The sequence below is a fragment of the Cellvibrio chitinivorans genome (assembly GCF_035117775.1).
GTDB classification, from domain to species: Bacteria; Pseudomonadota; Gammaproteobacteria; order Pseudomonadales; family Cellvibrionaceae; genus Cellvibrio; species Cellvibrio chitinivorans.
In genome coordinates, this window is record NZ_JAYKKN010000011.1 from 13,893 (window position 1) to 40,434 (window position 26,542).

18 protein-coding genes and 1 pseudogene are annotated in these 26,542 nt (G+C 43.0%); 9 read left to right on the plus strand and 10 right to left on the minus strand.

Going from position 1 to position 26,542, the window contains the following annotated elements; translation table 11 throughout:
- Positions 1–9 precede the first annotated feature (9 nt).
- The 6 genes from SPL68_RS17830 (at position 10) to SPL68_RS17855 (ending at position 14,616) form a co-directional block, all read left to right on the plus strand.
- The gene (locus SPL68_RS17830; RefSeq protein WP_323816528.1) at positions 10–372 is read left to right on the plus strand and encodes a hypothetical protein; all 363 of its coding nucleotides are present in this window, start codon (positions 10–12) and stop codon (positions 370–372) included.
- On the plus strand, positions 372–2,906 hold the full coding sequence (locus SPL68_RS17835; protein ID WP_323816529.1) for a hypothetical protein: 2,535 nt from the start codon (positions 372–374) through the stop codon (positions 2,904–2,906). Before SPL68_RS17830 ends, SPL68_RS17835 begins: the two co-directional genes overlap by 1 nt.
- Positions 2,907–2,908: 2 nt before the next feature.
- Positions 2,909–8,488 carry a contractile injection system tape measure protein gene (locus SPL68_RS17840; protein ID WP_323816530.1) on the plus strand — a complete coding sequence of 1,860 codons (5,580 nt, stop codon included), beginning with the start codon at positions 2,909–2,911 and terminating at the stop codon, positions 8,486–8,488.
- A gap of 24 nt (positions 8,489–8,512) precedes the next feature.
- Complete coding sequence (locus SPL68_RS17845) at positions 8,513–9,868, plus strand: ATP-binding protein (protein ID WP_323816531.1); 1,356 nt, start codon at positions 8,513–8,515, stop codon at positions 9,866–9,868.
- Between the two features lie 12 nt (positions 9,869–9,880).
- On the plus strand, positions 9,881–12,889 hold the full coding sequence (locus SPL68_RS17850) for a hypothetical protein (RefSeq protein ID WP_323816532.1): 3,009 nt from the start codon (positions 9,881–9,883) through the stop codon (positions 12,887–12,889).
- Positions 12,890–12,954: 65 nt separating this feature from the next.
- The gene (locus tag SPL68_RS17855; RefSeq protein ID WP_323816533.1) at positions 12,955–14,616 is read left to right on the plus strand and encodes an eCIS core domain-containing protein; all 1,662 of its coding nucleotides are present in this window, start codon (positions 12,955–12,957) and stop codon (positions 14,614–14,616) included.
- Between the two features lie 36 nt (positions 14,617–14,652).
- Here the strand turns inward: SPL68_RS17855 and SPL68_RS17860 are convergent, their stop codons facing one another.
- The 5 genes and pseudogenes from SPL68_RS17860 to SPL68_RS17880 form a co-directional block, all read right to left on the minus strand.
- A complete protein-coding gene (locus SPL68_RS17860) occupies positions 14,653–15,816 on the minus strand; it encodes a ligand-gated ion channel (protein WP_323816534.1) in 1,164 nt (387 codons plus the stop codon).
- Complete coding sequence (locus SPL68_RS17865) at positions 15,809–17,182, minus strand: pyridoxal-dependent decarboxylase (protein WP_323816535.1); 1,374 nt, start codon at positions 17,180–17,182, stop codon at positions 15,809–15,811. The genes SPL68_RS17860 and SPL68_RS17865 overlap by 8 nt, the downstream gene beginning before the upstream one ends.
- A gap of 443 nt (positions 17,183–17,625) precedes the next feature.
- Positions 17,626–17,871, minus strand: a pseudogene (locus tag SPL68_RS17870) (transposase); the annotation flags it as partial.
- Positions 17,872–17,931: 60 nt separating this feature from the next.
- Positions 17,932–18,363, minus strand: a complete 432-nt coding sequence (locus SPL68_RS17875) for a hypothetical protein (protein ID WP_323816536.1) — start codon at positions 18,361–18,363, stop codon at positions 17,932–17,934.
- A gap of 153 nt (positions 18,364–18,516) precedes the next feature.
- Complete coding sequence (locus tag SPL68_RS17880; protein ID WP_323816537.1) at positions 18,517–19,200, minus strand: YdcF family protein; 684 nt, start codon at positions 19,198–19,200, stop codon at positions 18,517–18,519.
- Positions 19,201–19,978: 778 nt separating this feature from the next.
- Here SPL68_RS17880 and SPL68_RS17885 point away from each other — a divergent pair.
- The 3 genes from SPL68_RS17885 (at position 19,979) to SPL68_RS17895 (ending at position 22,587) form a co-directional block, all read left to right on the plus strand.
- Entirely contained in the window at positions 19,979–20,215 is a 237-nt protein-coding gene (locus SPL68_RS17885; RefSeq protein WP_323816538.1) for a hypothetical protein, read from the plus strand.
- Between the two features lie 335 nt (positions 20,216–20,550).
- Positions 20,551–21,168, plus strand: coding sequence for a hypothetical protein (locus tag SPL68_RS17890; protein ID WP_323816539.1), 618 nt, complete (start codon positions 20,551–20,553; stop codon positions 21,166–21,168).
- Between the two features lie 423 nt (positions 21,169–21,591).
- Positions 21,592–22,587, plus strand: a complete 996-nt coding sequence (locus SPL68_RS17895) for a hypothetical protein (protein ID WP_323816540.1) — start codon at positions 21,592–21,594, stop codon at positions 22,585–22,587.
- Positions 22,588–22,905: 318 nt separating this feature from the next.
- On the opposite strand, the gene SPL68_RS17900 is transcribed toward SPL68_RS17895, so the two are convergent.
- The 5 genes from SPL68_RS17900 to SPL68_RS17920 form a co-directional block, all read right to left on the minus strand.
- Positions 22,906–23,088, minus strand: a complete 183-nt coding sequence (locus tag SPL68_RS17900; protein ID WP_323816541.1) for a hypothetical protein — start codon at positions 23,086–23,088, stop codon at positions 22,906–22,908.
- A 360-nt stretch (positions 23,089–23,448) separates the two neighbouring features.
- Complete coding sequence (locus SPL68_RS17905; RefSeq protein WP_323816542.1) at positions 23,449–24,207, minus strand: SDR family NAD(P)-dependent oxidoreductase; 759 nt, start codon at positions 24,205–24,207, stop codon at positions 23,449–23,451.
- 498 nt (positions 24,208–24,705) lie between these two features.
- The gene (locus tag SPL68_RS17910) at positions 24,706–25,128 is read right to left on the minus strand and encodes a nuclear transport factor 2 family protein (RefSeq protein WP_323816543.1); all 423 of its coding nucleotides are present in this window, start codon (positions 25,126–25,128) and stop codon (positions 24,706–24,708) included.
- Between the two features lie 27 nt (positions 25,129–25,155).
- The gene (locus SPL68_RS17915) at positions 25,156–25,710 is read right to left on the minus strand and encodes a coiled-coil domain-containing protein (RefSeq protein ID WP_323816544.1); all 555 of its coding nucleotides are present in this window, start codon (positions 25,708–25,710) and stop codon (positions 25,156–25,158) included.
- 150 nt (positions 25,711–25,860) lie between these two features.
- On the minus strand, positions 25,861–26,511 hold the full coding sequence (locus tag SPL68_RS17920) for a GNAT family N-acetyltransferase (protein ID WP_323816545.1): 651 nt from the start codon (positions 26,509–26,511) through the stop codon (positions 25,861–25,863).
- Positions 26,512–26,542 lie beyond the last annotated feature (31 nt).

Sequence of the window (26,542 nt, forward strand, 5' to 3'; positions counted from 1 at the left end):
AGTAATAAGATGACTGGATCTGCCGCGCGCGAATTGCATTTTTACCTGACTCTAGATCAAAGCGCTTTGATATTGGAAGCGTTAGTTGAACAGCCCTTTAAGCGGGTGTTTGAAATCATCGGCCAATTAAATCATCAGGCGCAGCAATTTTATCAACCAGATGCAGACCGTTCGGCACCCGCTTTGTTTGTCATTAGTGCAGAAGACTTTAGTGAATGCCTAAAAGCCTTGGGTGAGCTTCCTTATAATCGGGTCTGCGATTTGATTCATTATCTACACCAACAATTGCAAACCCAACAAGCGCAATTTGCACAACAGAGTAATGGAACACATGCGGCTACAAGCAAAACTGCCATGCGGGAATCTGATTAATGAGTTCATCTGAACTAATTCCGCGCCTGCAGCAAGATGTTGATGGTCTCGACTTTGCCAACCTGCGCAAAGAGGGCATTGCTCGTGCGCAGGAACTCGCTGGCAACATTTGGACAGATTACAACCTGCACGACCCCGGTGTAACGATCCTAGAGCAATTGTGTTTTGGCTTAACTGAATTGGCTTATCAAGCTAATGTACCGGTTGCAGACTATCTTGCAAATGACCGCGGCCTGATCGATTTTAATCACTACGCGCTCTATAAACCGCAAGACATTCTTCCTACTCATCCGGTAACGGCAGAAGATTATTGCAAACGTTTACTAGATGAGGTCCCCGAGATTGATGCGGTAAGAGTTACCACTGCCGATGCACCCGGAAGTTATGGCGCATGTCTCTATCGGGTCGCGATAAAATTGCTGGAGCCATTAACAGGCCCTGCCTATAGCGATGAACAAAAGCAACTGATTGTGCAAAAAGTGCAGCGGGTGTTTATCAAAAATCGCAATATGGGGGAAGATCTTGATAGTGTTCATATTGAAAAAAGTGAAGCCTGCTTTTTGCGCGGAGTTATTGAAACCAATGGCAAGCGCAATCCGGCAGCTATTTATGCCGATGTATTTTTTCAAGTAGCACGCAAAATTTCATCCAATATCCAAATGGAACGCTATGAAACTCTGGCGCAAGAGCAAGTGGACTTGGTCGATATTTTCACTGGGCCACTTACCCGTCACGGCTATATTTATGACGATGCACTTAATACACCAGTATCAACCAAACCTTTGGAAGAGCTTAATGGTTTGGTAGCCCAAATTGAAGGGGTGAAAAAAGTGTACCGGCTGGAATTAGTCGATAACAACGGTAAAGCTCTGGACACCCAATCAATTGATCACAAATCCTTTTTCCTGAAATTTCCAGAAGATGTAGAGCGGCAGACGTGGCTTAAAATTGATTTTAATCCGGGCAAAACTACTGATCCGGCTGGCGTAATGAAAGCACGCGGTGAAACCATTGAGCGACTTATGGAAGAAGCGCGCCGTGCATTACAAAAACTAGAATTTGAATACCGCGCGTTTCGCACCAACAAAACTAATCCCACAAATTTCTATCCTCTGCCACAAGGACGACCGCATCACCACAGCGACTATTATTCGATTCAAAACCACTTTCCTAATGTGTACGGCATTAATGCAGATGGCGTGCCCAATAGTGAATCAGCTGAGCGAAAAATGCAGGCGCAGCAACTGAAATCCTATCTTTATCCGTTTGAACAGCTACTGGCCAACATGCTAGCGCACATCCAAAACCTGCAAGAGTTATTCAGTTTAAATGAACAGCCTAACCACAGTTATTTTGCCCAGTATCTTGATAATCACAATATTCCGAATTTTGTAGAACTCTATACCGATGCCACTATTGGATTAGCTGAAATACAAGCGGTACAGGCACAACATGATCGCGCTAGCGATCGCAAGAGCCGCGCATTAGATACATTACTTGCGATCTATGGTGAAGCATTTTCGCAGGAAGCCCTGTTGCACTTTAATTATTATCATCAAGAACAACCGGACTATTGGGCTATTGATAATAAAATTCGCTATCTATTACATCTGGTGGAAATCAGCGGCAACCGCGCGGGGACGTTTGATACCAGTGAGCCTCATTGGCAGTCAAGCAATCTCGGTAGCCTGCACAAAAAAATAAATATCCTGCTGGGTATACAGCAACTAGATAGTCTGAGCACGCTATCCAAGAGCTTTTCTGTCAACCATATAAATGTGGTAGAGGATAAAGTCATTGGCCAGCGAATGAATGCAGCGGAATTAAATCGCCATGATCAGCAGCCAGTACCAACTCTTAAAATCAAACAGCAACAAAAATTATTGCAATGGAACTACACATCCACTAAAGCCCTCACTTTAAGCATGGCAATGATTGCGGAAGGTACCAGTATCGATGCCTATCGCCTGCGCACTCAAGAAAAAAATGATCTGGTGGATGTGTATTTCTATTCACAAGCACAAGACCTTTGGACTTTACTGAAAAAATCCATGGAGCGGGAGCAGGCTATTGCCTATGTACATAAATTTAAAAAAATAATTACTGATGTTAATGCCGAATCAGAAGGGTTTTATTTACTTGAACATATTTTGCTTCGGAAACGCACTGAAACTAAAAGTGTTAATTCTGAAGATGAGAGATTTTCTGATGATTTCTATCATTGCCGCTTGAGTTTTATTTTCCCTAATTGGACTGCACGATTTTCTAATCCGGCGTTTCGCCATTTTGCTGAGAAAACCATCGCCAACCAATTGCCAGCACATTTATTCCCGCATATATATTGGTTGGATCTTGCCAATATGCAAGCATTTGAAGAAGTTTATAAACCTTGGCTAGAGAGCTTGTATGCATATGAGCAACAACGACTGGCTTCAGAAACCAATGCAATAAATACAAAAAAACTGGATCAGGCAGCACAGCAAGTTCGCATATGGCTTGAGCAAAATACGCCTTCGGCGGCTTACTGGATTTGAGTATGCAAACCGAGCATCGCATTGATGAGCTGATTGTCGATCTGTCGTTCAACACGACCAGACTCGCTCGTCATGAAACGGCGCGGCTCAGTGATTGGTTAAGTGAAGATCTGCTGCCAGCATTAGATCAATTATTTTCGCGTTATGCACCGGGCAAAAACATTTTACGGTTTGAAACTCTGGAATTTGACTTTGGCAATTTACCCAGCCGCAATTATCAACAGCTTATCCGTGAGCGATTGTTACAACAGTGCGCACAATTACTGCAGTCACAATTGCTAGCAGTGATGCCAACAAACCAAAACGTATCTGCTTATGAGGGTGATAGTCCCAATACGCACAGAGCATTGATACAGCTATTTATGTTCTTATCCAGTGGACATTTATCTGCTCATCAACAGAATGAGCGGAAAAATTCATCTACCAGTAATGAACTAACCACATTCAGTATTAACAGATCCACAAAACAACTCGCGTCACATGAGCAGTTGTTGGATGCAGTAATTGCAGAGCAAAACATTGCTGAATTGCTGCGTGAATTACCAGAGCGGGATGCACTGATTCAACGTTTACTGATGCAATTTTCCCAGCCGCAACGATTGGAGTTATTGCGCCAATTAGCACCACAGCACATTAATAATGCGATTGCTCTACTTGATCTTTTGCAATTTTTTGAAGCGCATAGTTGTTCAGCTGATTTATCAATATCTGATTTTTATAAAAACGATAATCGGGCTTATCAAAAGATAGAAAATATATCGCTCAATTCCAACACTCTGCAGCATAATCTGTGGCAAGTGCTATTCCAATTGAGCTTGGAATATCCACAGGCGACAGACGCATTTTGGCTAAATCATTTACTACGCAAGCTTGCTGAAACTTTGTCGTTAAGCGAGCAGCAATTACAGCAGGCTTTTATCGCCATTAAGCTACCAGCCAATTCTGCAGCGACATCATTGGTTCATCTGCAGAAGCAGATTGCGCAATTGTTAGGCGATAAAAAGGACTCAAGTGAGAGCCTAACAGTTGGACAGGGCATAATTAGTAGTACTAATTACCCCGCCGATTTTGTTGTGCAGCAAAATAGCGATGAGCAGAAAAACTCTGAACAGCTGCGTCAATTAATTGCAGCTGCATTTATTCGCACTGATGCAATGCAGCTACAACAACTCTGGGCTCAGTTAATTGTCACAGAACCACAACTATTATTAGCTGCTGTACGGCATTATTTGCCGCAGGCAGAAATTCGACAACAGTTAATGTTGCGTTTATCACTGGCATTACAGGCCGACATATTCGCGCTTTTATCACCATCACTAAAGGATATTTTTTATCGGTTACAGAATCAGGCAATTGCATTAGCTGAGTCGTTATATGGACCGAAATACCAACAATCTACATGGGATAACAGCAATGCAACGAATCTTTCCAGTGTTAGTAATAATGTTGAAATTCCCAGCAAGCATTCACCCGAACTATTGATTCGCCAGCTATGGGAAATTGCGATTGGAATGTTATTAAAAAACACATCCAAAAATGTTGCGATGCATTACCAGAATCATAGTGATGCATTTTTAATGGGATTAGCTGAAGGCTACGCAGAACTATTCAATCTTGATAAAAAACACTTACAGCAGACGTTCCATACGTTATTGCTAGATAGTAAAATTACAAATTCGTATTATCCGCAGCTATCTGACCGCAAGCCAAGTTCGGTTCAGCATATTGAAACTGATTTCACGCCCGCATCAGTAAATCAACATCAAGACTATTCGGCTGTACCAGCAACTAAGGGCAATACACTCGATATCGATATTAAGTCAAATGTCCAACATTTAATGGTGCAATATTCACCAACGCAGCGAGTAGAGTTGTTGCGCCAATTAGCGCCTCTGCACATTAATAGTGTGACCAATCTGCTTGATCTAATACAATTTCTTGAATTGTCTCATTTTGCAGATAGAGCACAAAAAATAGCCCCCCTCGAAACCAACAATCATATTTACCAACAGAGGAAGGACAAATCGCTGGACTCTAAATCCCTGCAAACGAGCTTATGGCAAACGCTATTACAGTTGGGATTGGAGTATCCACAAGAGACAGAATCATTTTGGCTCAGCCATATATTACGCAGGCTTGCTACAACATTGTCGTTAAAAAAACAGCAATTACAAGATGCGTTTATCGCCATTAAAATTCCTGCTCACTCTACGGCAACACATTTAATTAATCTGCAGAAAAAAATTAGGAAATTGTTAGCCGATAAAAATGATTCAATAGAGGGCCTACCTGTTGCGCAAGAGATTAGTAGTAGTAATAATTCACAAGACTTTATTACACAAAAAAATATCGACAATCAAAAAAATCCTGAAGAATTACGTCAATTAATCGCTACTGCATTTATTCGTACGGATACTGCGCAACTGCAACAACTATGGACGCAATTAATTATCACAGAACCTCATCTTTTATTAGCTGCTGTACTGCACTATTTACCTCAGGCGGAAATTCGCCAACAGTTAATGTTGCGTTTGCCACAGAAGTTACAGGCCGACATATTCACGCTTTTATCTCCATCACTAAAGGATATTTTTTATCGACTACAGAATCAGGCAACTGTATTAGCTAACCTGTTAAACGAATCGACAATTAATTTTTCCGCAGCGGATAACATCGGCGGGACTAATCTCGTCAACGCTAGCGGCAATACTGAAACTCCAAGTAAGCACTCACCCGAATTATTGATTCGCCAACTATGGGAAATTGCGATTGGGATGCTATTAACAAACGCATCCACAACTGTGGCAATGGATTATCAGAATAGTAGCAATACTTTTTTAATGGAGTTGGCTGAGCGATATGCAGAGCTGCAAAATCTTGACAAACAATATCTGCAGCAAGTGTTCCATACGTTATTGCTGGATCAGCAGGAAATTAACCATGCTCATAAACAGTTATCTGATCATCAGCGGACTTCAGCTCAGCAGCTTGAAGCGGATTTCACACCAGCAACGGAAAACAAACTGAAAAGAAATTCGTTTATTCCTGTTTCGCAGAGTGTACGCATAGCAGCAAGACTGGAAGCAAGCAACAATAATCAGTCAGAGAACAATTTATCCTGTATTAGTGATCACCAATTATTTGATTTGTGCCTGCGTTTAAAAAGTGGTGCACTAAGTTGGTCATCGCTAGCAAGTGACATTACATTATTGCAGCGTTTAATTAGCAGTTATGTTCGCCTCGGTCACAGTGCTACGGCAGAAAATTGCGCCGATTTTATTACTGCAATTAATACACACGCTGACTTAGCTTATTCCTCATCAGTTTTTTATTTGACTGTATTGCAAGCATTGATTGCAGACAAGGTGATTGACCTTGAAGCTATTGCATTGAGCATTTCCGAAGATGAATTGGACATTCAGCAACAGCAAGTGAATACTCAACACAATGCTAAACATATTCAAACTCTGCAGCAGAGTATCGCTCCTCAATTAATTTCTGCCCGACCGGTTACCGATTCTGCCGCTACCATTAGTCAAGCACAAAACCGAGATGAACTAATTTCCTCAAGGAGTGGATTTATATCTACTGCAACCACTGCACAATTGGATGAATTAGTTGTGCAGTTGCAACAGGGTCTACGTCAACCAGAAACAATAAATTTAACAGTTGAGCAATTGGTGCAGCTGATTGTTCTTCTCATCACCACTGAAACTTTTATCGCAAAAGATACCCAATCGGATTTTATTGCGGCAATTCACTTGCATGCCCAGAAAACAATTAACAAGAGCAATTACTACCGACAAGTACTAACGCAGCTGGTGCACAAAAAAGAATTGGATTTGGTGTTAATCTGTGCTCAAGTGAATCATCAGAGTGATCTCAATAATTCGACACCAGATCAACACACAGCTTATGCGCCCGAGAAAATTTCAACATTACCAATAGCTGCCAGTGATGTAAGTACTAGTGATATTGCGTTTGTTGTGCAAAATTTGATGACTGATGTGTACCCATTAACACGTCTACGCAGCTTGCAGTTTAACCATGTGCAATGGCAACAGTTATTACAGATATTAATGCAGCAAGCAAAATTTTCTGATGTAAATTCAAATGCAGAACTTACTTGCGCTATCGACACCTTCGCGCATCAGTCAATCAACCAATCGATTTTTTACCAGCGGCTAATAAATGCGCTATTGCAGCAACAGCCGCTTGACCTTGAGATGTTTGCTGCAGCCACTCCAAATGATGAAATTCATATTGCGGAGAATATGGCCTCAATTACTGAGCTTGCTATGAGTGAGGCTTCTATAAGTGAGATTCCCAATAGCGAACACTCACGCATCAGCCACATAGCTACTAAAACGTCTGCAACTGAATCACTGGTTAGCAACATTGTTAATTCAGATTCAAGAGAGCATTTTCATTCAGAACAAGCGATAGACTATTCACTGATAACCGGAAGCGATAATTCTGTGCATAGACCTGCATTATTATTAGCGCAGTTGTTCGCGGCGAATATGCCCTTACCCAAAGAACAATTATTAGCGCTACAACAACATATCAATATATTGCTCAATCACTCCAATCAAACACTAATCGCTGAATGGACGCAGTTACTAGCCACGCCAAACAATGCGCAATTACTGGTTCAATCAGTTCCTGCCCATTTATTACATCAAATCCTTATGCGTGTGCAGACCACGCGTTATACATGGTTGGACGGAGTAGTAAGAACAGTAATGGAAGCTTTGGCGCTACTGGTGACTGACATTAATAGTCAGCCGATAAAGCAGGTGAAATGGACATTTATCTTCAATTATTTATTTTCTACCGAAGCGAAAAGTAGTCCTGCCAAGACCAGTGCGCATGCTGCCGAACTAGCGCTTGAGCTATGTGAGCAATTGACGCCAGTTGCTGGCCTTGATGATGTACAACGACTGGTGAATTTAACCCAGCGCCGTATTGCGTTGCTAAAACCACCAGCACAACAAAAACCCACTATGCGCTTGCAGGATATTTCTTCCAAGCTTGCAACACATCGTGATGATACCACCCCTCAATGGGAAGCCGGTCTGCATATTAATAATGCCGGGCTGGTATTGGCTGCTGCATTTTTACCTAGATTATTTTCAATGCTAAATCTGCTAGAGAATGGAAAATTTATTCATCCGGGCGCAGCCGACCGCGCTGTACATTTGGTTCAGTTTATGGTGACTGGTGAAACCTCTACACCAGAGTACGAATTAATACTAAATAAAATTTTATGTGGAATCAGTACTAGCATCCCCATAAGTGCGGGCATCGAGATTAATGAACAGGAACAAACACTAATCGAGCAAATGCTCACAAGCATGATCCAGCACTGGAAAGTTTTGGGCTCAACTTCAATTTCCGGTTTACGCGAGACCTTCTTTCAACGGCAAGGCTGGTTAGTTCTAGAGGACGATTGCTGGCGGTTAAAAGTAAAAGAGCAAACCTTCGATATGTTGATTGATCACCTACCTTGGAGCATCAGCCTGACCAAACACGGATGGATGGATAAACCGCTGCGAGTTTCCTGGCGAAATGATTCCTGATTATTTGACTGAGATAGATGTTCAATGAAGATTAGCCAAGCAAATGCCACAACACTCGAACAGGAACTTGCCTGGTTTGATGCTGTATTAAATTTGCGTTTTACCCATTATTTCGGTGCACCTGAAACGCAACAAGTGACCGCAGATGTACGCAGCATAACACCACCGGATTTAACCAGTGATTCATCGCCCTATGCCCAAATTGTGCGTGAATATAGTATGGGTTTTGATGAGCGTTTGATATTTATTTTGTGCTTGATTCCTCATCTACGTCCGCAAGCGCTTGATATTTTTTTCACCCAGAGTCAGGTCACCGGCCGCACTTATACCGAGTTTGGCGGTTGGCGAGGCAAGGCGCACAGCGGATTTTTACCGACGGCTGAAACCGCGGTATTTATTTTGGCAGGGCAAGAATTGAATCGCCGTTTTGCGGCCTTGCAATTATTTGATGAGCAACATTATTTCCTCAAACAGCGCTTAATTAAATTGGAGCATCAAGCTAGCGGCGAGCCATTTTTGAATGCGACTATTTCCGTCACTGCAGAGTTTCTGCATCGCTGTACTCATGGTCAGGTACATAAACCGGATTACAGCATTGAATTTCCGGCCAAATTAATTACCAGCAAGCTCACATGGGATGATTTGGTACTGTCGCATGATGTGATGGAAGAAATTGATCATCTGCACACCTGGTTGCGACAGGGAAAAGAATTGGTTAATCGCTGGGGATTGGAAAAGTCCGTTAAAGCAGGTTATCGCAGTTTATTCTTTGGCCCACCGGGAACGGGTAAAACCCTGACCGCGACACTATTGGGCGCTAGTGTGGGCGTGGATGTATATCGTATCGATTTATCGATGGTGGTTTCCAAATATATCGGCGAAACCGAAAAAAATCTCGCAGGGGTATTTGATCAGGCTGAAAATAAAAACTGGATTCTGTTTTTCGATGAAGCGGATGCATTATTCGGCAAACGCACCCAAACTAGTAGCTCCAATGATCGCCATGCCAATCAGGAAATTTCCTATCTGCTACAGCGAGTAGAAGACTTTCCCGGCGTAGTGATTCTCGCCAGTAATATTAAAGCCAATATCGACGAAGCCTTCTCCCGTCGTTTTCAATCGATTATTTATTTCCCACTGCCAGATGAAACCGAGCGTTTGCGGCTGTGGAGAAATTTGTTGCCAGACCAATCACTGTTGGCCGGCGATGTCAATTTGCAATTGCTGGCGGAAAAGTACGAATTATCAGGCGGATCGCTAACTAACGTGGTGCGCTACGCGGCTATCCGCGCAACACGTATGCAGCGCAAAACGCTTGAACAGGCGGACTTACTGCAAGGTATTAATAAAGAACTTCTCAAGGAGGGGCGTACGCTCTAACTGATCATGACAATGGTTTCATCACTACAATCGGTTGTGCTTTTGCTTGGGCTGTTGTTGCCTTTGGGCGCGCTCGCACAAACTCCTCCTGACGGCGCAATGGCAAATAGAGATAAATGTCTCGGCTATGATCTGGAATATAAAAAATATCCCAAACCAGTCATCGCGCAAGTACAGGCCGACATGTACCAGCTATACCATTTGGATAGTGACTGGAAAAAAGATGCAGGCCGCAGCGGCAAGCCATTAAATGATGGGATATTGGGACCGATTACCTGGTCGTGGATGCAACGGTTTTGCAGCAATTTTGCATTGGATAGCAACACAGATGTCGCCGTAGCATTTCCTGCACGCGCAATGGCTATAGCGGAATTTTCAGAAAAATATCGCGCCGACGCCGATACGCTTATCAGCAAACCTTTTGCGCTTTGGGCTGCCACACATTTTACCGCTTGCGATTTGGATACTCATCAAACGCTGGCTCAAGGTGACGATCAACAATTACAAGCACTGGTACGCTGTTATTTGCAACCTCCCCCTAGTGTAGTAGCTGAACCAGAACCACCTATAGCCATCGAACCTTTTCAGCTCTATGTGCTGCGCGAAGATGACTTTGCAGCCATGAGCGGTGCTGTTGCAAAAATTACAGCTGCTGAAGCGGTAGTCGATGCGATCAAAGGAGAAGAGTTTCCCGATAAATTATCGGCAACAACAAAAGTATCTGCACTCCTTGCGGATTTACCGGAAGCAGAAAGTAAAAAAATTGCCGATAAAATTAACGCAGGTATTGTGCAATACAATAGGTATCTAATCAGCGATCAAGCATTAAATTCCCTCGCCCAACAGGGCATTAGCGATGCGTTGTTTAGCGAGTTGTCTGCGCTGCGCGATCATGCTTTCTCTGATCAAGCTGAGTTCACTAAAGTAATAGTTGCCGCGATCAAAAAATCCAATCCACCACAGACGACAACACTGGCTGCCAATGAACAACACGATAGTGCAGCAACAAGCTCGGCTGCCAGCAGTAAAGAAAATATTCCGGCAACTGCCACCAATAATACCGACAAGCTTGCATTACAGATTCAGATTGCCAGCCAAACAAGTTATTTTATGTTGAGTGAAGCTGCGGCAGAGGCTATGCATGTCAGCCAAAAACCACTTGCTGCAGTGATAATCAAACTGCTTGAAACACTCAAAGATATTGAATATCCCACGGCAGAACTATTACAACTGGCAATCAAAAATAAAATATTCAAAGCATCCGGCATTTGTAAGCTGGATAAATCCAACACGGTTGATACGCAATTAGGCAACCTTGATGCCGCAGAAAAAGCAGTGTTATTCAATCAGTTACAGGACTACTTTAAAGATCAAGCCCAAGGCCCGCTCAAGTATTGCAATGAAGATCATGTACAACATCTCGGCACTTATTTTAATCAGGAATTGCTTCCTATTCTGGAACAGTTCTACAGCGAACCCATGCCAGAGTACACAGGCAAACCCATTTTATGGGATGGGTCACATCAAGCCTGTGGGTGCGTACCCAAAGAAATACAAACAATGGCTTATGGAATTTTTCCTTATTGGAAAACAACGGATGATGCGCAGGTTTTTGATTTCAGCACATTTAATCGTGTTGCCTACTTTGGCTTGACTGTGAGTGATACCGGCAAGTTGAATCAAATCAATAATCGACCTGGTGTTACCAATTTATTAATCGACAATAGCGACAATGCCAAAGCATTTATACGTGAGGCTCGTCGTTATGGCAGCAAAGTGGATTGGATAATTGAAAAAGAGTTTTCACTCTCGCCCGAATTAAGTGAAGACGCCAACCTGAAAATATTTTTTGATAATTTGGAAGAACAGTTACTGACGTTTTTGTCTGTTTCGCTAACTGATGCTGAGTCGCGCTTGCGTCCTTGGTTGACATTAGGATTAGCCGGGCAACCGGTCAATGGTGATGGCGTCACCTTTTATTTTAAAAACTATCCTAAATCCCAAATTGCCAAAGACAGGTTCGATAACTTCTTTAAACAGCTTAAAACCGAGCTGACCCAGCGGGATAAAGATCGCAATCGCTTTCACTCGATAAAGCACAATACCTATCTCAATATTATGGTAAAGCAATCAGAATTTCTGCTGCCGGATTTTGTATTTGGTAGCAACCATATAGATTTGCTCACCGGCGTAAATCGCTACGCCAGCGACAATCTGTCTATTCCAGAAGTGCAAGAAAAAGTGGGCAGCTTGGCGGTTCTTATTCTGGAAGATCCTTATTACAGCGCGCTCGATGAAATCTATGCCGTTACCAACAGCATTAACCGCGATATTGTCGTACCACTCATGTTTACCGACTATGCAGCCATGAGTGCAAAAGCAACTGGCAGAGACGCGGACAAAATTGATGAGCGACAAAAGCGTTTGGAATATATCCACGAAAGTTTTGGCGGCGGTGGATTCTGGCCAATGCTTGAATATAACGACGCAGGTGCCGGCAAAGATTACACCGCAGTGAATAGCTATATAGGCACCCATTTTTCACCCGGCTATTCCGAGTCGCTGTGGAATGAAACTCTCTGCGGATATCGCTGGACTATAATTGCCATCATGAATATCTGGCTGCTGCTGGCGCTGGCGTATGTGTTGATCGTGTTTTATATCTATCCGCACCGCTGTAAAAAATTGCCGATTTATATTCGATGGCTGCCACATCCAATAACGGTGATCTGCATTTTGCTACCGCCAATTATTATTTGGGAATACTTAATTGCAGTTGATCCATTATTTAACATTATCAATTTATCCAGCCTGCTTGGGTTGATATTAATTGCACTTGCTGCCTGGGCTGGCCTTAATGCAATCAAGGCACTTAAAGAGCAGAAACCCAATCGCAATTTATTGCAATATCAAAAACAAGCTGCATTACCGCAGCGGCAACCATTTGGTGAAGTCGATGATGGAATTAACAGAGATGAAGCAACGGAAGATGATGTAAATTATACGGGCGATACAAAATAAAGTTGTAGATCACAGGTTTTAAACGTTACTCACTTTAACCAGATTTAAGGACTAACCGGAGCAAGATGATGGCCTACACCAGTAAACAAACCGCACGCGAAACCCAAGCGGCAGAAGAATCTGTCGCCAAACAAACCACACCTGCATTTAGCGACCAGCGCGCCTCAACTTCGGTGCAATTAAAACAGCAGCAGATGATGAATACCGCTCAAGGCGCACCACTACAGCGAGCGGAAGATGAAGAATTACTGCAAGGTAAGTTTGAAACTGCTCAATTAGCGGAGGAAGAGGAACTATTACAAGGAAAATTTGCAACAACACAATTAATGGAAGAAGAGGAACCACTGCAGGGAAAGTTTGAAACGGCGCAGCTTGCCGAAGAAGAGGAATTAATACAGGGAAAATTTTCTAACACCGCAACCGCGCAGCTTGAACAAAAGCCAAATAACACAGGTTTACCCAACCAACTCAAAGCGGGAATAGAATCACTTTCAGGAATGAGCATGGACAATGTAAAAGTCCATTACAACTCCGACAAACCCGCACAACTAAATGCTCATGCATATGCTCAAGGAACTGACATTCACGTCGCCCCCGGACAAGAACAACATCTACCACACGAAGCATGGCATGTTGTACAGCAAGCGCAAGGGCGTGTACAACCGACAACACAAATGAAAGGTACATCCGTTAACGATGATGTGGGCTTGGAAGCTGAAGCGGATGTGATGGGAGCCAAAGCACTAAGCTCTGTCAACGGTAGTTCACAAACGCAAAGCGTGAACTCGATCAATCAAAAGAACATTAATTCATCTTCGCAATACAATAGCTATGCACAAGTTGAATCAAAAGTGATCCAACAAGCAAAAGAGGAACATGGGGTCGGTGATCTGCATTATGGAATACATCAACCAAGAGTGGATGGATTGAATGCAATGAATGTGGAAGATCCTTTGGCGACTCCCACTCCGGCTCAAGACCCCTTGACCGTAGATGAATTAAATAGATTGTCGAATGTGACCAGTACTTTCACTCGAGGTAACAGCACTAACAATTTTATGGCTGGATATTTTGATGTAATTCAAATGTTAACCACACGCCCCAATCCTGTAGTCGCATCTCCAATTAAGTCGGAGCGCTGGCTTGATTTCCTCAAAGAAAATATTGATTACTTAAAAATAGATAAACAAATAGCTCAGATAGGATCGCTTAATTCTACAAATGCGCCACCAACGAAGGATAGGCTAAATAAAAATGGGGCAACGCCTGATGCCATCGCAGGTCAAACGATAAATGGTAAAAGACAGGCAATCCTGGCAGCTTTTGCAGCAAGGACTTCCATTCTTCCTGCGCATGCTGATTACGAGGGAATAATAGATTCATGGGTTTGGGATGTTTTCTTTAGAAGGACCTCCAAGCTAGGGATTAAATTTACAGTTGCGGAAGGCAAGGTAGTGCATTTCAATAACGACTCACCGGGCAACCCCACTAAAGGACGGCCGGATACTACAGTTAGTAATGCGGCGGAAACCCCCGTGCGAGGACGTCAACCCATAACTCATAGTGAGATGAGATATATTAATAGAACTGCACTAATAGATAGCAACAATGTGGATGTTTATCGTAATGCTGCAGATGTAAACGACCCAAGAACTGGAGATGAGGGGCAAATGCTTGACTACCAGATCGATAAGATCCTGGATGGCAATTACCCTAAGCCGCTGTAGCATAGTCGCTCAATTGGGATGATGTAATCAGTAATTTTACTTTTTCTGATTAAGCTCATCACCACAACTTTCCACATTCAATGTAGTTGGTCCGGTTGCAGTAGTTGGCAAATCCAAACTGGCGTGTTGCCAGTTTAGCCAGTTAGCGAAGCCAAAACCTAGAACGAAAAGTAATGCAATCCAGAAATTTTGTTTTGCGGTGAACTCGCGATCACAACGTAGCTCTACCAAATGAACTATTAGCTGTAAGAAGATTGAGATAAACGAAATAATAATAATTTTTCCGAGGAAAGTACCGTAGGGAAGTTTGGGGATTGAATCGGTGATGAAGAAGTTGAAAGCGTAGACGGTCAGCATTAGTGTGCTAATTAGTGATAATTGAGTGGCGCCATCTTTTACAAAAAAAATGCTCCAGGCACAAAGCATAATTACCGCGAGCGGCAAAAAAATCTGCAGTAAGAAGTATCCAGGGATTCGCTCAACCGTTAAGGTAAATGCAAATTGGGTAAATTTTTTCTCTGCGGTACTATCCGCTAAATACTGGTATTCCGCCTCACCTACCTGGCAGGCACGCTGGGTGGCATGCCACTCCAACATTGGCCATGCGCTGAGTTCCGCAGGATAAACTTGACTCTTCTCAGAGAAACGCACCTTGGATGCTGAGTAAGAGAATGGCTCGATCATTATCTGAAGCTGTTGCGTGTCAAATGGAAACTTGCGAAAGTTCATCGATGATTGAAGCGTTGCATTGAAACGCTCGTTGTAAAAAACACGGCCATCTTGATAAATAACCAGCCTTTTATTGGAAACATCTTTGATACCCAACACATTGATTATCTCCAATGATGGCATCCACACATGCTCATGCCAATCATCAACATGACCATCTTCCAAGGTTATTGAGTCTTTTCCTTCCGGCACTAAGAAGCCTGCGCGAGCATCCAACCAGCTTGCACCCAAATAAGCATCGACATTAAAACTTTCATCGACCGGGCGAATGTCGTAAATTTTATTGATGTTGAGCGACAGGCGCACATCTATTGGTAAATCTTTAAGCGGTTCCTGCACGGGAATAGCGATAGTTTCGTTATCGCTGATGATGACAGGATCGGGAGCAGTATTTAGTTGACGGGTAACATCCGCTGTTGCAGTTGTGGCAAACAGGCAAAAAAGTCCAACTAACAGGAATAGTTTATTCATAGTGATGTTCTTGTTTAAGCTGTTTAACAAAGCGGTCAATGATTGTTGTAGTGACTTGCTTAAGGATAATGATATGACTGAGAGTTCCATGCACTGTGTCTTCACTCGCCAGAGAAAATACATCGATAATATTTTTACTTGGCTGGGTAAAACAAATCATGGGAGCAAGATAGTTAGGTAAAAAAACCTGGAAGGGTTTTTCGTCGATCCATAAGCGCCCTTCCAATTTTTTTAATTCGGCATAGGCATAATTCACCATTGTCTGTAGCAGTTTAACTTCTTGCAAATGTTCAGCATGGGTTTTGGTGGCGAAATAGTGCCATGCGTGTACACAAGCAAGTCCACTGCGCGAGCCAGAGAAAGTGGAATCTGGTGAACCTATATATTTGGGGTGCACTGGTGGTTGCAGGCGAAATTGTCCGCGCGTGAGATAAACCCCAAATGGAAATGGTGCTCCCATCCATTTGTAAGGACTGGCGCAAATGGAGCTGACTTGTGGAATACGGAAGTCAAAGTGTGGGAAGTGTTCGCCCTGTTGTTCAAATGGCCAATCCCCTAGTTTTTGGCATTGCTCAACCCAAGGCAAAGTATTACCGCAGATGGCTGCATCAATATGAATCCAATAATTGCGGGCAGACTGATCGTTAAAAATCTGCGGCAAGCGCGCAACAATTTTTTCAACTGGATCAAATCCGCCTTTAAAGGTAGTTCCCATATTGAGTGAAAAAATGAGCGGATGTCCCTGCGCAAAAAATAATTCAGCCCAATGTACTAACTCATCAATATCAATCGCACCGCTGGCATCTGATCCGATAAAATCCGGTGCAGATTTTTCTCGCGCATCGCGATAGGAAAAGCTGGAGGGCAATGCGATACCTAAAATATGTGCGGCTTTGGCAGCAGAATAATGAGTCTCTCGGCTGGTCAATAACACTGGTGCCAGTGATTTTCGCGCAAGCAGATCGGATTGGGTTTCAGCAAACCAGAGCTTGCCTCCCGTCAGATAATCGCGCGCGTTCCACAGAGCAAATAAATTCCCTTCGGTTGAGCCCATAGTGGTGACATAACCCCAATACGAATTGGCACAGTTGGGTGTATCTGGGTTCGGTGCATTCCAATGGCGCGCATAAAAATCCAATACTGCTTGCTCTTGGGCTTTTGCATTAACGCGAAAGTTACCTTCGGTATAAGCGTCGCCCAAATTTAATAGATTCAGATTGAGCAGCGGGTAAAGCGCAGGATCAAATTGCACCTGCTGGCTTGTTTGATAACCGAGAAAATTTTCTGCGAGCCGTGTAGTTTTTTGAATAAACCCATCAAGCTGTTGTTGGTGAGTTTCAGGGGCGAGCGAGTGAGTATCGGGCATAGCCAATCCAGGGGAATTTGTTTTCAATTTTTATGCATCCCTGCTATTACCTCGTTTGAGCGCGGTATGCTAACAACAAAAAACTGGGTTGGCTATTTCAGCTTATTACATCTCATTAACGTTTTCGGTTGAGTCGTTTGTTGTGGTAACTATAGGTGATTTAACTGTTTTCACGGATTCTGTTTGACATTAATAAATTGATTAATGATGTGAGTATCGGCATTTGAAACTTCCATCTCCATTAAATGATCTTGCCAAGTCGAAACGATAGTTTCGTAAATGTCATTCACCATATTCTCTGCTTGGTAATCTTTTAATAAAACAAGGGCGTATAGGATAGAGCGTTTTCAATAGTGCTTTGAGAACCTTATTTGCCAATGCCAAGCGCTTGTTGTCCTTTAGTGCCGTTAATCGAAGGAAGCATGTCATAAGTCGGGAAGTCCATCCTTCAGGATTTTGTGATCCAGACTGAGCTCGGCATACATTTGCTTAAGGCGGCGATTTTCTTCTTCCAGGTCTTTCAAGCGCTTAACATCCGACGCTTCCATACCTCCGTATTTGCTTTTCCAGTTGTAGTAGGTTGCATCAGAAATGCCATTTTCCCGGCACACTTCTTTCACTAGCCTGCCGCTTTCTACCTCTTTGAGGATTTTTACAATTTGTGTTTCAGTAAAACGTGACTTTTTCATAGGGGGCTCTCCGTTTGTGACAGTGTATGCCGGAGAACTCTAATTATGAATGACACTAGTTTAGGGGATGGTTACAGTCGATTTGGAATACGTGAGCTGGTGCAAATAATCGTAATAGAATGCTCTCGCATAATTAAGTACGTAACGCGGCAGATCTGTTTCCACTTTGAAAAGTGGATGGTTATTATCGTAAAGTCTAAATTCTACGTCTTGCGGTTCAGAACATTCAATAACATCGAGTTTCCAATGCTTATCGGCTTGCCTATTAATCCAGGTATCAAAGTGGTTTACTGCATCATTCCTATTTGAAAATTCAGCTGCACTTTTCAATGAACATCTTCTTCCCTTTGCAGAAAGATACGTTTTTTCATCAAGATGAAAACTGCGATGAATTTCATCTTCCAGAGCATCGTAATACGCGATTGACGCCAAGAAATAAACTCTTCTACCTCGATAAGAGGCGAATCCGATTCGCTCAAGATCCCTCGCCATCTTTCAATATCCTCCGTTTTTAATTGTTGCCTGTTTTCGGCCAATTGAGGACTTACGATAGATATGTATGCAAGCTACTGGCTACTGATTGTGCACCGGAAATGGCCTTTGAAAAGATACATTCAGGGTCATCGTGATGGCGCCGACCGCTGGTCAGGCAGGGTCGTGGCCGGCTGCGGCGGGCAAAGCCGCGAGCGGATGGTGCTGGAGCATTTCCCGTTCGGCCGCATTCAGCAGTGCCTGGCAATCGGCCAGAGCCGGATATGGCGGAAATCCGGGCAGGTCGCACAGAAAACCGCGCTCCAGGTAGTGCGGAATCTTGATGAATTCATCGATCACCCGCCGGCGAAACTCGTCATGGGTGAACCAGTTGTCCGTAGAGACCCCGAAGTAATTTACGCCCCAGCAGGACAGGCGCAGCCCGGGCCAATGCTTTTCGAGCGTCATGGCGTAGCGCCGGGTCGAGCAAATCTTGCCGATCGCCAGGACACTGCCGATGGACGACGGGCTGACCGATTCGCGCAATTTCGCCAGCCCGAGGATGACGTTTTCTCCGGTATTGGTCGCGGCGTGCTCCAGGATCATGGCAGAGGCCGGCATACCGAGCTGGCGCAGCTGGGCGCCGATGACGTCGGCTTCGGTCTCGGCCTGACCCGCGGTGGCGCCACCGGAAATGAGCAGCTTGGCGAACATGCCCCGACGCCACAGACCGTAGGCTTCGTCACAAAACTCCTCCACCCCGTGGCGGGTGCCGAACAGGAAGCCGATATCACATGTGGCCAAAGGCACGTCTGGCATGACGTGCCGGCTAATCTGCTGCAACGACGATGGATTCATTGGCAAACTCCGAAAGTGCATGTTCCCGTATTGTTGCCGGTCATGCGGCGGCGACGACCTGGTTTCCTAATCGAAGCGCGCCGGTCACGCGGCAGACCTACTCCATGCTCATCTGGCGCAAGCGCACGCTGGTTTCCGGGTCTGTCGGCGCACGTGATTACAGTTGTTATGCCGCTCCTCGCCGCTGACCAGCCAAGCATAGGCGGGGCGTACCGGCGGCACTACCGCGGTGGCCATGTAGCGGATGATCAGGCCGCCCCTGGGCTCAGTACCACTGTTCTGCGCCGACGCGTGGAAAATCAGCGGGTGATGGATCGCAACATACAGAGCTTATTGAAAAAGTTTTTGGTTTAGTTGAAAGTTGGCCTAATAAATTCATCGAGTACTCGTTGAAAAATAACCCTGGGAAATCATATTGGGTGCGCTCTCGCGAAATGGCACTATACTGGTTAGTTCAGTATTAAAATGGTCATTGAGTTTTGAGAAATACTCACACCCTGTAGCAGAGATTGAATGCGCATTAAGGTGGCTGAAAAATAAAGAAGATAATATTACAGGGAAAAACATTGTTGTAGTCCTTGGCGTAAAATCGCCTCTCCGTCGCTTTCATCCGATTTCAAAGTCAGATCACCCTTCTAAAGTAATATTACAAAATTTTAGTTATTCGGAATATTGATAGTCGTTGCTTTATGCATGGAACAAATTTTGTTTCGCTCCGCACTATCATATATGTAACCATCTATATGTACACACAGCTCAAAAAAATGAGGTTACTTCTTTGATTCGTAAAAATAATATCTTCGATGTTATGCAGTTTAGAGATTGCTTAATTTCTGTCGGGGTTGTCGATATGGCCCCTCAAGTTTTGGAAAAGCTATGGAAAAGATACAGAGAGTATCTTTTTCTCAGAGATGCAATTGATATTTCTTTAAGTGAAAAGTTGTTTTTATCATGGAGAGGAAATGCTATGGATGAAAGCTTGGCGGCCAAGTCACTTGAAAGACTCTTGCGTTAAGGTCCGCCAACATTGATGGTTAAACGAATCATTTTCGTTGAAAATTAAGTCTATTTCCCATAGGCGATTCAATAAAAATTTTAACTTTAATTTTAAAGATGACTTCTTAGCCTAAAGGTTATCGTGGGTGAGTCAAAGATATTACGTATGAATATGCCCATATCATTTGAGATGTTAACACTCCGTCAATTCAAAATATTGCATGTTATTACATATACTTCTGCAAATGTCGCTTCATATAACAAAGACATGCGTTTACGAATGAGCACAGCAAGATGGCAAATAATTTGCAAAATAGTGAGTTCTGAAAGTGAACTTGACCGGAGGTCTACATCATGTATGTTTCAGCGACTCAGCACTCATCCTTGAAGTCTTTGCATGTTACGCAATCCAATGCTATTGCGAATCAGAGTTCTCTTAATATTGCGACTACAATCTCTGGAGACGATACGGTCACCTTATCAGCTGAAGGACAACGGTTAGCCGCTACGATGACTAAATCTGGCGTTGAGCAATATGCGTTACCATCCTGGTTTGGTGAATTTTCGCCAGCCTTTTCTAATTTAGGCTCAGGGGAACGAGTCGAAGAAGGCAGAAAATTTGTAGCAATGAGTGAAAAATTAGGGACTGATGGAGAGCTATCCCTCAAGGATCAAAATGCAATTCAGAGCTATTTAAATAACATATCTGTTACCGCAGAGCGCAAGCAGGTTGAAGCTCAATACTACAATAACAAGGCACTCTATGAGGAGTACAGCACCATACATGCCAATCATTTTAAAGACGCTTTAGCCGCGCAAGGTATTGACACACAAGACGATTGGAATGAAAAAGTCATAAATGCTCCTGGAAATAATCAAGAATTAAGGATGAATATCATGGAAAAAATGTTAAATGATCCTCGAGCGGTTGAGTTAATGAGCATATTAGGAATTAAGAAGCCAGTAGTATGATAGGAAAGCAATTGCCGCTTTATGGAATTTAACTTTCTATTGGCGGCAATTTTTTTCCCTTCTCAATTCAAGCACTATGATTTTTACAAATCTCTGTCAAGTAAAGTCAGACCAGCAAAAATTTAATTCCTCCGGTATCTGCTCCACTAGTCGCCTGACTAATAATCAAGGCTCCCTACCCTGACGGGCTCTTTTACAAATAAAGTAGCTTAGGCATGCCCACTAGAGCCTGGGAAGTCCAGCCCATTGGGCGCACTGGTGGTATTGAACGAAAAAAAACAGATAGAATAAATGTTTATAGATTGCTATCGCGCGTTTTATGTAGTCGTAATTATTGATAAATATAAATATGTATCTAAAGTTTTTAAATGCGTGGACGCTAACAATCAGTAGGTACTCAACGTATTTGAATTGAAATTTATTATGGACTCTATAAATCTCGATCATAAGCAATTTCTGGCGACAGCTTCTAAGTCAATGCATTCATCCGCCAATGAAGGATTATCAGATACAGCCGTCGAAAATGTGTTCACCCCAAACTCAAAATATCCTTCCGCGATAGTGACGCTCTCCCCCGAGTCAACGAAGCTCTCTTCCGAATATGAAGCTCAATCACGCTTTGATTCTCTTGAAGAACTAAGCGAGCACAAAACTCGTCTGTATTCTACTTGGGTGACTTATGAAGAACTTGATAGTGGCAAAAGGCGCCCATTCGCCTCACCGGAGGATCAGCGTCTGAGTACCCTCGCACTCAAGGAATTAATGGAAGAAAGTTTAAAACTACCGAGCCTGGATAAGAACGGCCATTTACAATCCAGCATGGAAGGAACCGAACAAGGTGACCGTATCGGCGTGGCTGTCGCCAACATAGTAATTGAATCTCAGTACAATTATAGAAAGACCGCAAAAAGCGTTGAGGCGTCTTTAGAGAAATTCAAACAACATTTGGAAGAAAAATTCAATATCGACCCTGACAGTTTTGAAGTGATGATGGTAGACGGCAAAATTAGTGCTGTTAGCAAGGGGAAAGACGGCGCAGATAATGCAACGCTGAAAAAAATTCAAAATCTGCTGGATAATCCTGAAAATATAAAGCCAGCAAAAGATTTGGTTCAAGATATCCAGGCTTTCAATGACGCCGCCTTCAAAATGATAGACAATCAACTAACGCAGTACATATATGGGGCACAACAAAATCGCTATCTACCCAAGAGTGTGTCTACCGATTGGCTCATGGAGGGAATGAATTATTCACAGGCTACCACCAGCGGGCAAATTGGCGACAAGTATTTATCGATAGTGGCTGATGCACGCGAAAAGTACCATGCGGCGCTGAAAGACGGCTCTCACCTCACAGAAGGAAAAACCAATCCAGGTATTTTGGAATTAAGAAAATTGCGCCAGGCAACGACGCCTTAATTGCCATGCCCAAGTAATTTTTCAATGCAAGGATGCAGATTGATTTGAATGAAATATTTATTACCTACCTACTCCGAATAATCTCACATTCTCTAAAGCCAGCGTTCGACAGAGGCTTTCTAAAGATAGAAATCGATGATTTTTTCAAAGCCAACTTAAAGTAATTTGAACTTAACGAAGGGCACTACATTTTTAGTGTCATTGCATTTCGTGCGTTTGTTAATTAGCTCTCTGAATACTCAATGGAAATAGACGCGAAAAAAAATATGAAATTCGAATCGGTTTTTTATCGATAGAAAATTTAAGAAAAGAAGATACTTAAGCAATTGAAGTGGTGAGAGGAGATAACCCTTTTAAATCTATCGGTGAAGTGGCAAAACATACATCATTAAGTGAATCCGGATTGGAATGTTTATCATCCGCTGATGCCTTCAACGAGATTGCGGGCAATCGTTTCAGGGCACGTTGGCAAGCTTCTGCCTTGATGCTGTTGATTTGCACTTAAAACTCCCCCACTTTTGCGTTGAATTTCGACCCACAGAAAATAACTTCAAAGCCACATGGGTGTTGAGCTATTCTGTTTTTGTTCTGGGTCAATTTTGGATACAAAGGTGGGGCAAGCTACGGTGCAAATCAACAAGGTTAGTTAGCTTTTCTAAATCATCATCACCTTGAAGTTCACGAATAACTAATTCCATGTGATTTCCTAACAGTTCATTAAATTGCGCCGACTGGTCAATTAAATTGGATAACTGCCAATAGCAGGCCTTCGGCACATCCTTAAGTGAAATTAAATGCTCTCAACCGTAGCAGACAAATTTAGCTTTAAGTGACTATACAAGGCTGCTTCAGTTGTCACATTCATGTGAGATTAAGTCCTCCATCAGAGAGAATCACTTCGCCAGTTAGATAGCAACTAGAAACAAGCATAGAGACAGTATGTGCGATTTCACTCGGCTTTGCCCCGCGCTTCATTGGGGATTTTGTCCTCCAAAGCTCATGTGCTTCGCTCCAACTTTGAGTCATAGGCGTATCCACAAGGCCAGGAGCAATCGCGTTGACTCGTATATCAGGAGCCAAGGTTAATGCCAAAAGCTGAGTCACATGATTAAGCGCTGCTTTGCTTGCAGCATAAGGTATTGATGCTCCTTTCGGCCGCACACCAGCATGTGAGCTGACATTCACAATACAGCTGGGGCACTCTTTTGTTGATGCATTTCGAAGTGCTTGTTCCGCCTCTGAGATTAAAACCCATGGGGCGATAACATTTACTTCATAGAGACTTCGCCAGATTTCAGGCGTTGCTTCTTTAAGTGAGCAATGAGGAATCATGGCATTTATTCCAGCGTTGTTAACCAGTACATCCAGTCGGTCATAGCGAGACAAAATGTCTGAAATCAAACCCTTTGTTTGAGCTTGATCGGATAGGTCTGCTTGGATGTATACAGAATTAGGAATTAATGCGGCTAACGTCTCGCCTTCAAGCACAGATGACTTTGAGTGAAGAACAACTGCAAACCCATCGCTTGCAAGCTGTTGCGCAATAGCTTTGCCAATTCCAGATGTCGAGCCTGTGACAAGCGCAACTCTACCTAGATTTTTTCCTTGATCGGACACCATTACTTTCCTTCGGGAGTTTTTGAGTTAGTGTTGTGGACTTCCCAGCACACGTAGTGTGCGAGCTTGACTCGACTTGTTATAGATTGTTGTTTAATTTTCTAGCCATAAAGCCATGAGAAAAACAAATTATGAATACGCATAGTGAGCAAACCATAAATGATTTCAAATACAAGACTAATGCATTTAGCCAACCATGAAACTCAATAAATAGTATTAATTTATTATTAGATACGGCCTTTCTAATTAATACATCATTTTCGTAAATGTCCATTGGTACTATCTGTACCACCAAGAAATAAGACCAAGGTAATAAGAGACCAAATAATACGCTTAATATGATTTTAGCTAGCACTTGCAGATTCCATTTCTATAACACCAAGCTAAGCAGCAGTTTTTAAGTTGTAGTTTTGTGAGTTATTTTTGCGCAGCAAAACTACAACTTACAAACTATCCAGCGCACACAGTGCGCGATACGTGAGCGATTTTTTATGAACGCTTTTAAAGGAATTTGATTTTCCGAATTAAGCCTTGTTCAATTGTATAAATAATTGTGTCTCGTTCAGTCACAACATGAGCACCATTTTGAAATGAGGTGTCAACTTGGTCAATGATTCGATTACCTTGAATTATTCTAGCCACAACCACTTCATTTGGACTGGATTTAAAGGTTTCTGAAAAAGCAGCTCGAAATGACTCCAGACCTTTCCGTTGAAGTTCACCTGAAGAGCTATACGCCTCTATTTCTGGGTGGAAAAACTTTAGCATTCCCTCAAGGTCATGTTTATTGTATGCGGCTAGGTGCCCGTCAACCACGGCAGCATCATCACTGCTTTGCGGAGAACTTGATGCGCACTTTTCTTGTTGCGATGCACACCCGAAAATTGCCAATGAAAGAATCGCAACCAACATTAAATTTTTCATTCTTACTCCCTTTTCAGAGCGCCGTGCTTATGGGCCGCAGTGAAGCGTAGCGGAATGGAGGTTACAGACTCTTGTGGTGGTTGACCTCCCACAATCAGAGACCTTCTCTTTATTAAGTTCACTATACCCACATGAGTATTTAACGAGAAAGCTCTTCTCTTCGTTACCCATAAAACCAACTGTTGCATCTACCAAGTACAAGGTGGGCTCCTCGCAAACTGGACAAAAATAAGTGACAGACATACCCGATAAATGCATATGAATATCTTGCAACCGGTGATAAACCTCTGTTGCTTGAGATAATTCAGCTTCTTTTTTTGAGATTAACTCTCTGTTGGTATCTTTATCTTCATTCAGGCGGCCAAGCTCCTCATTGAGGTGGGTTACTCTCTTAGACAGAGCTTCATTCAATGGATCAAAGCTTTCATTTTCAAGCCGATCTTTAAGAGTAGATATACGCTCTTTTAGAAGCTCAATTGTTGCATCCTTTTGGCTTATCAATACTCGATAGACGCCAAATAGCGCTAGTAAAAATACAACGACCGAAACTATCTGTGTATAAAATATTACCGTGTTATCCATATCGGCCTCTAGACCACTAACGCTAAGCTCAGCCGCAGTTTTTACGTTGATGCTTTGTGAATTACTTGTGCGCAGCAAATCCACAAAGCCGCGACTTACAAACTGTCCAGCACACCCAGTGTGCGGGTTGCAGCACTTTGTTAGGGATTTTTAAATTGCCATAGACATTACGACACTAGGGTAATTAGTAAAAGGTCGCCAGTCACATGTACCAACTAATTTGTATCCCCAAGACTCATACATTTTTATAAGAGCTTTTGCAGGTTCTGCGGTGTCTAATGCCAAAGTAGAAACTCCCATTTCTTTTAATAGTTTCAAACCTTGTGAATGGATGGCTTTGCCATAACCATTACCTTTAAATTTTGGAGATACACAAAATTGTGCCAAGGTCCAAACAGATGGTTCACGATATAGGCCAACTGGCGATTCAGGTTGAGGCCGGCGAAATAAACCTGTAGCAATATATTCACCGTTAAGCAATGCCACTAAGCAAATGCCCATAGCTATTCGCTTTTTTGTGTCTTCGACTGTTTGGTGAGTACCCCAATACTTTAACCCCGACGCTGCATGAGGTGCGTACGCGGAATGAATTAGGTTAGTTAGCTTTTCTAAATCATCATCAACTTGAAGTTCACGAATAACTAATTCCATGTGATTCCCTAACAGTTCATTAAATTGCGCCGACTGGTCAATTACATCGGATAACGGTAGAGTCGAAGACTGGCGCGCCGAGTTTAGGTAGTGGCTTCCTACTCCTGCTCTTTCGATTAATGCAGGTGACACTCCTTCTACCTTGCTCACGTTTCCAGCCCCCGCTCATCGAACCGGACGT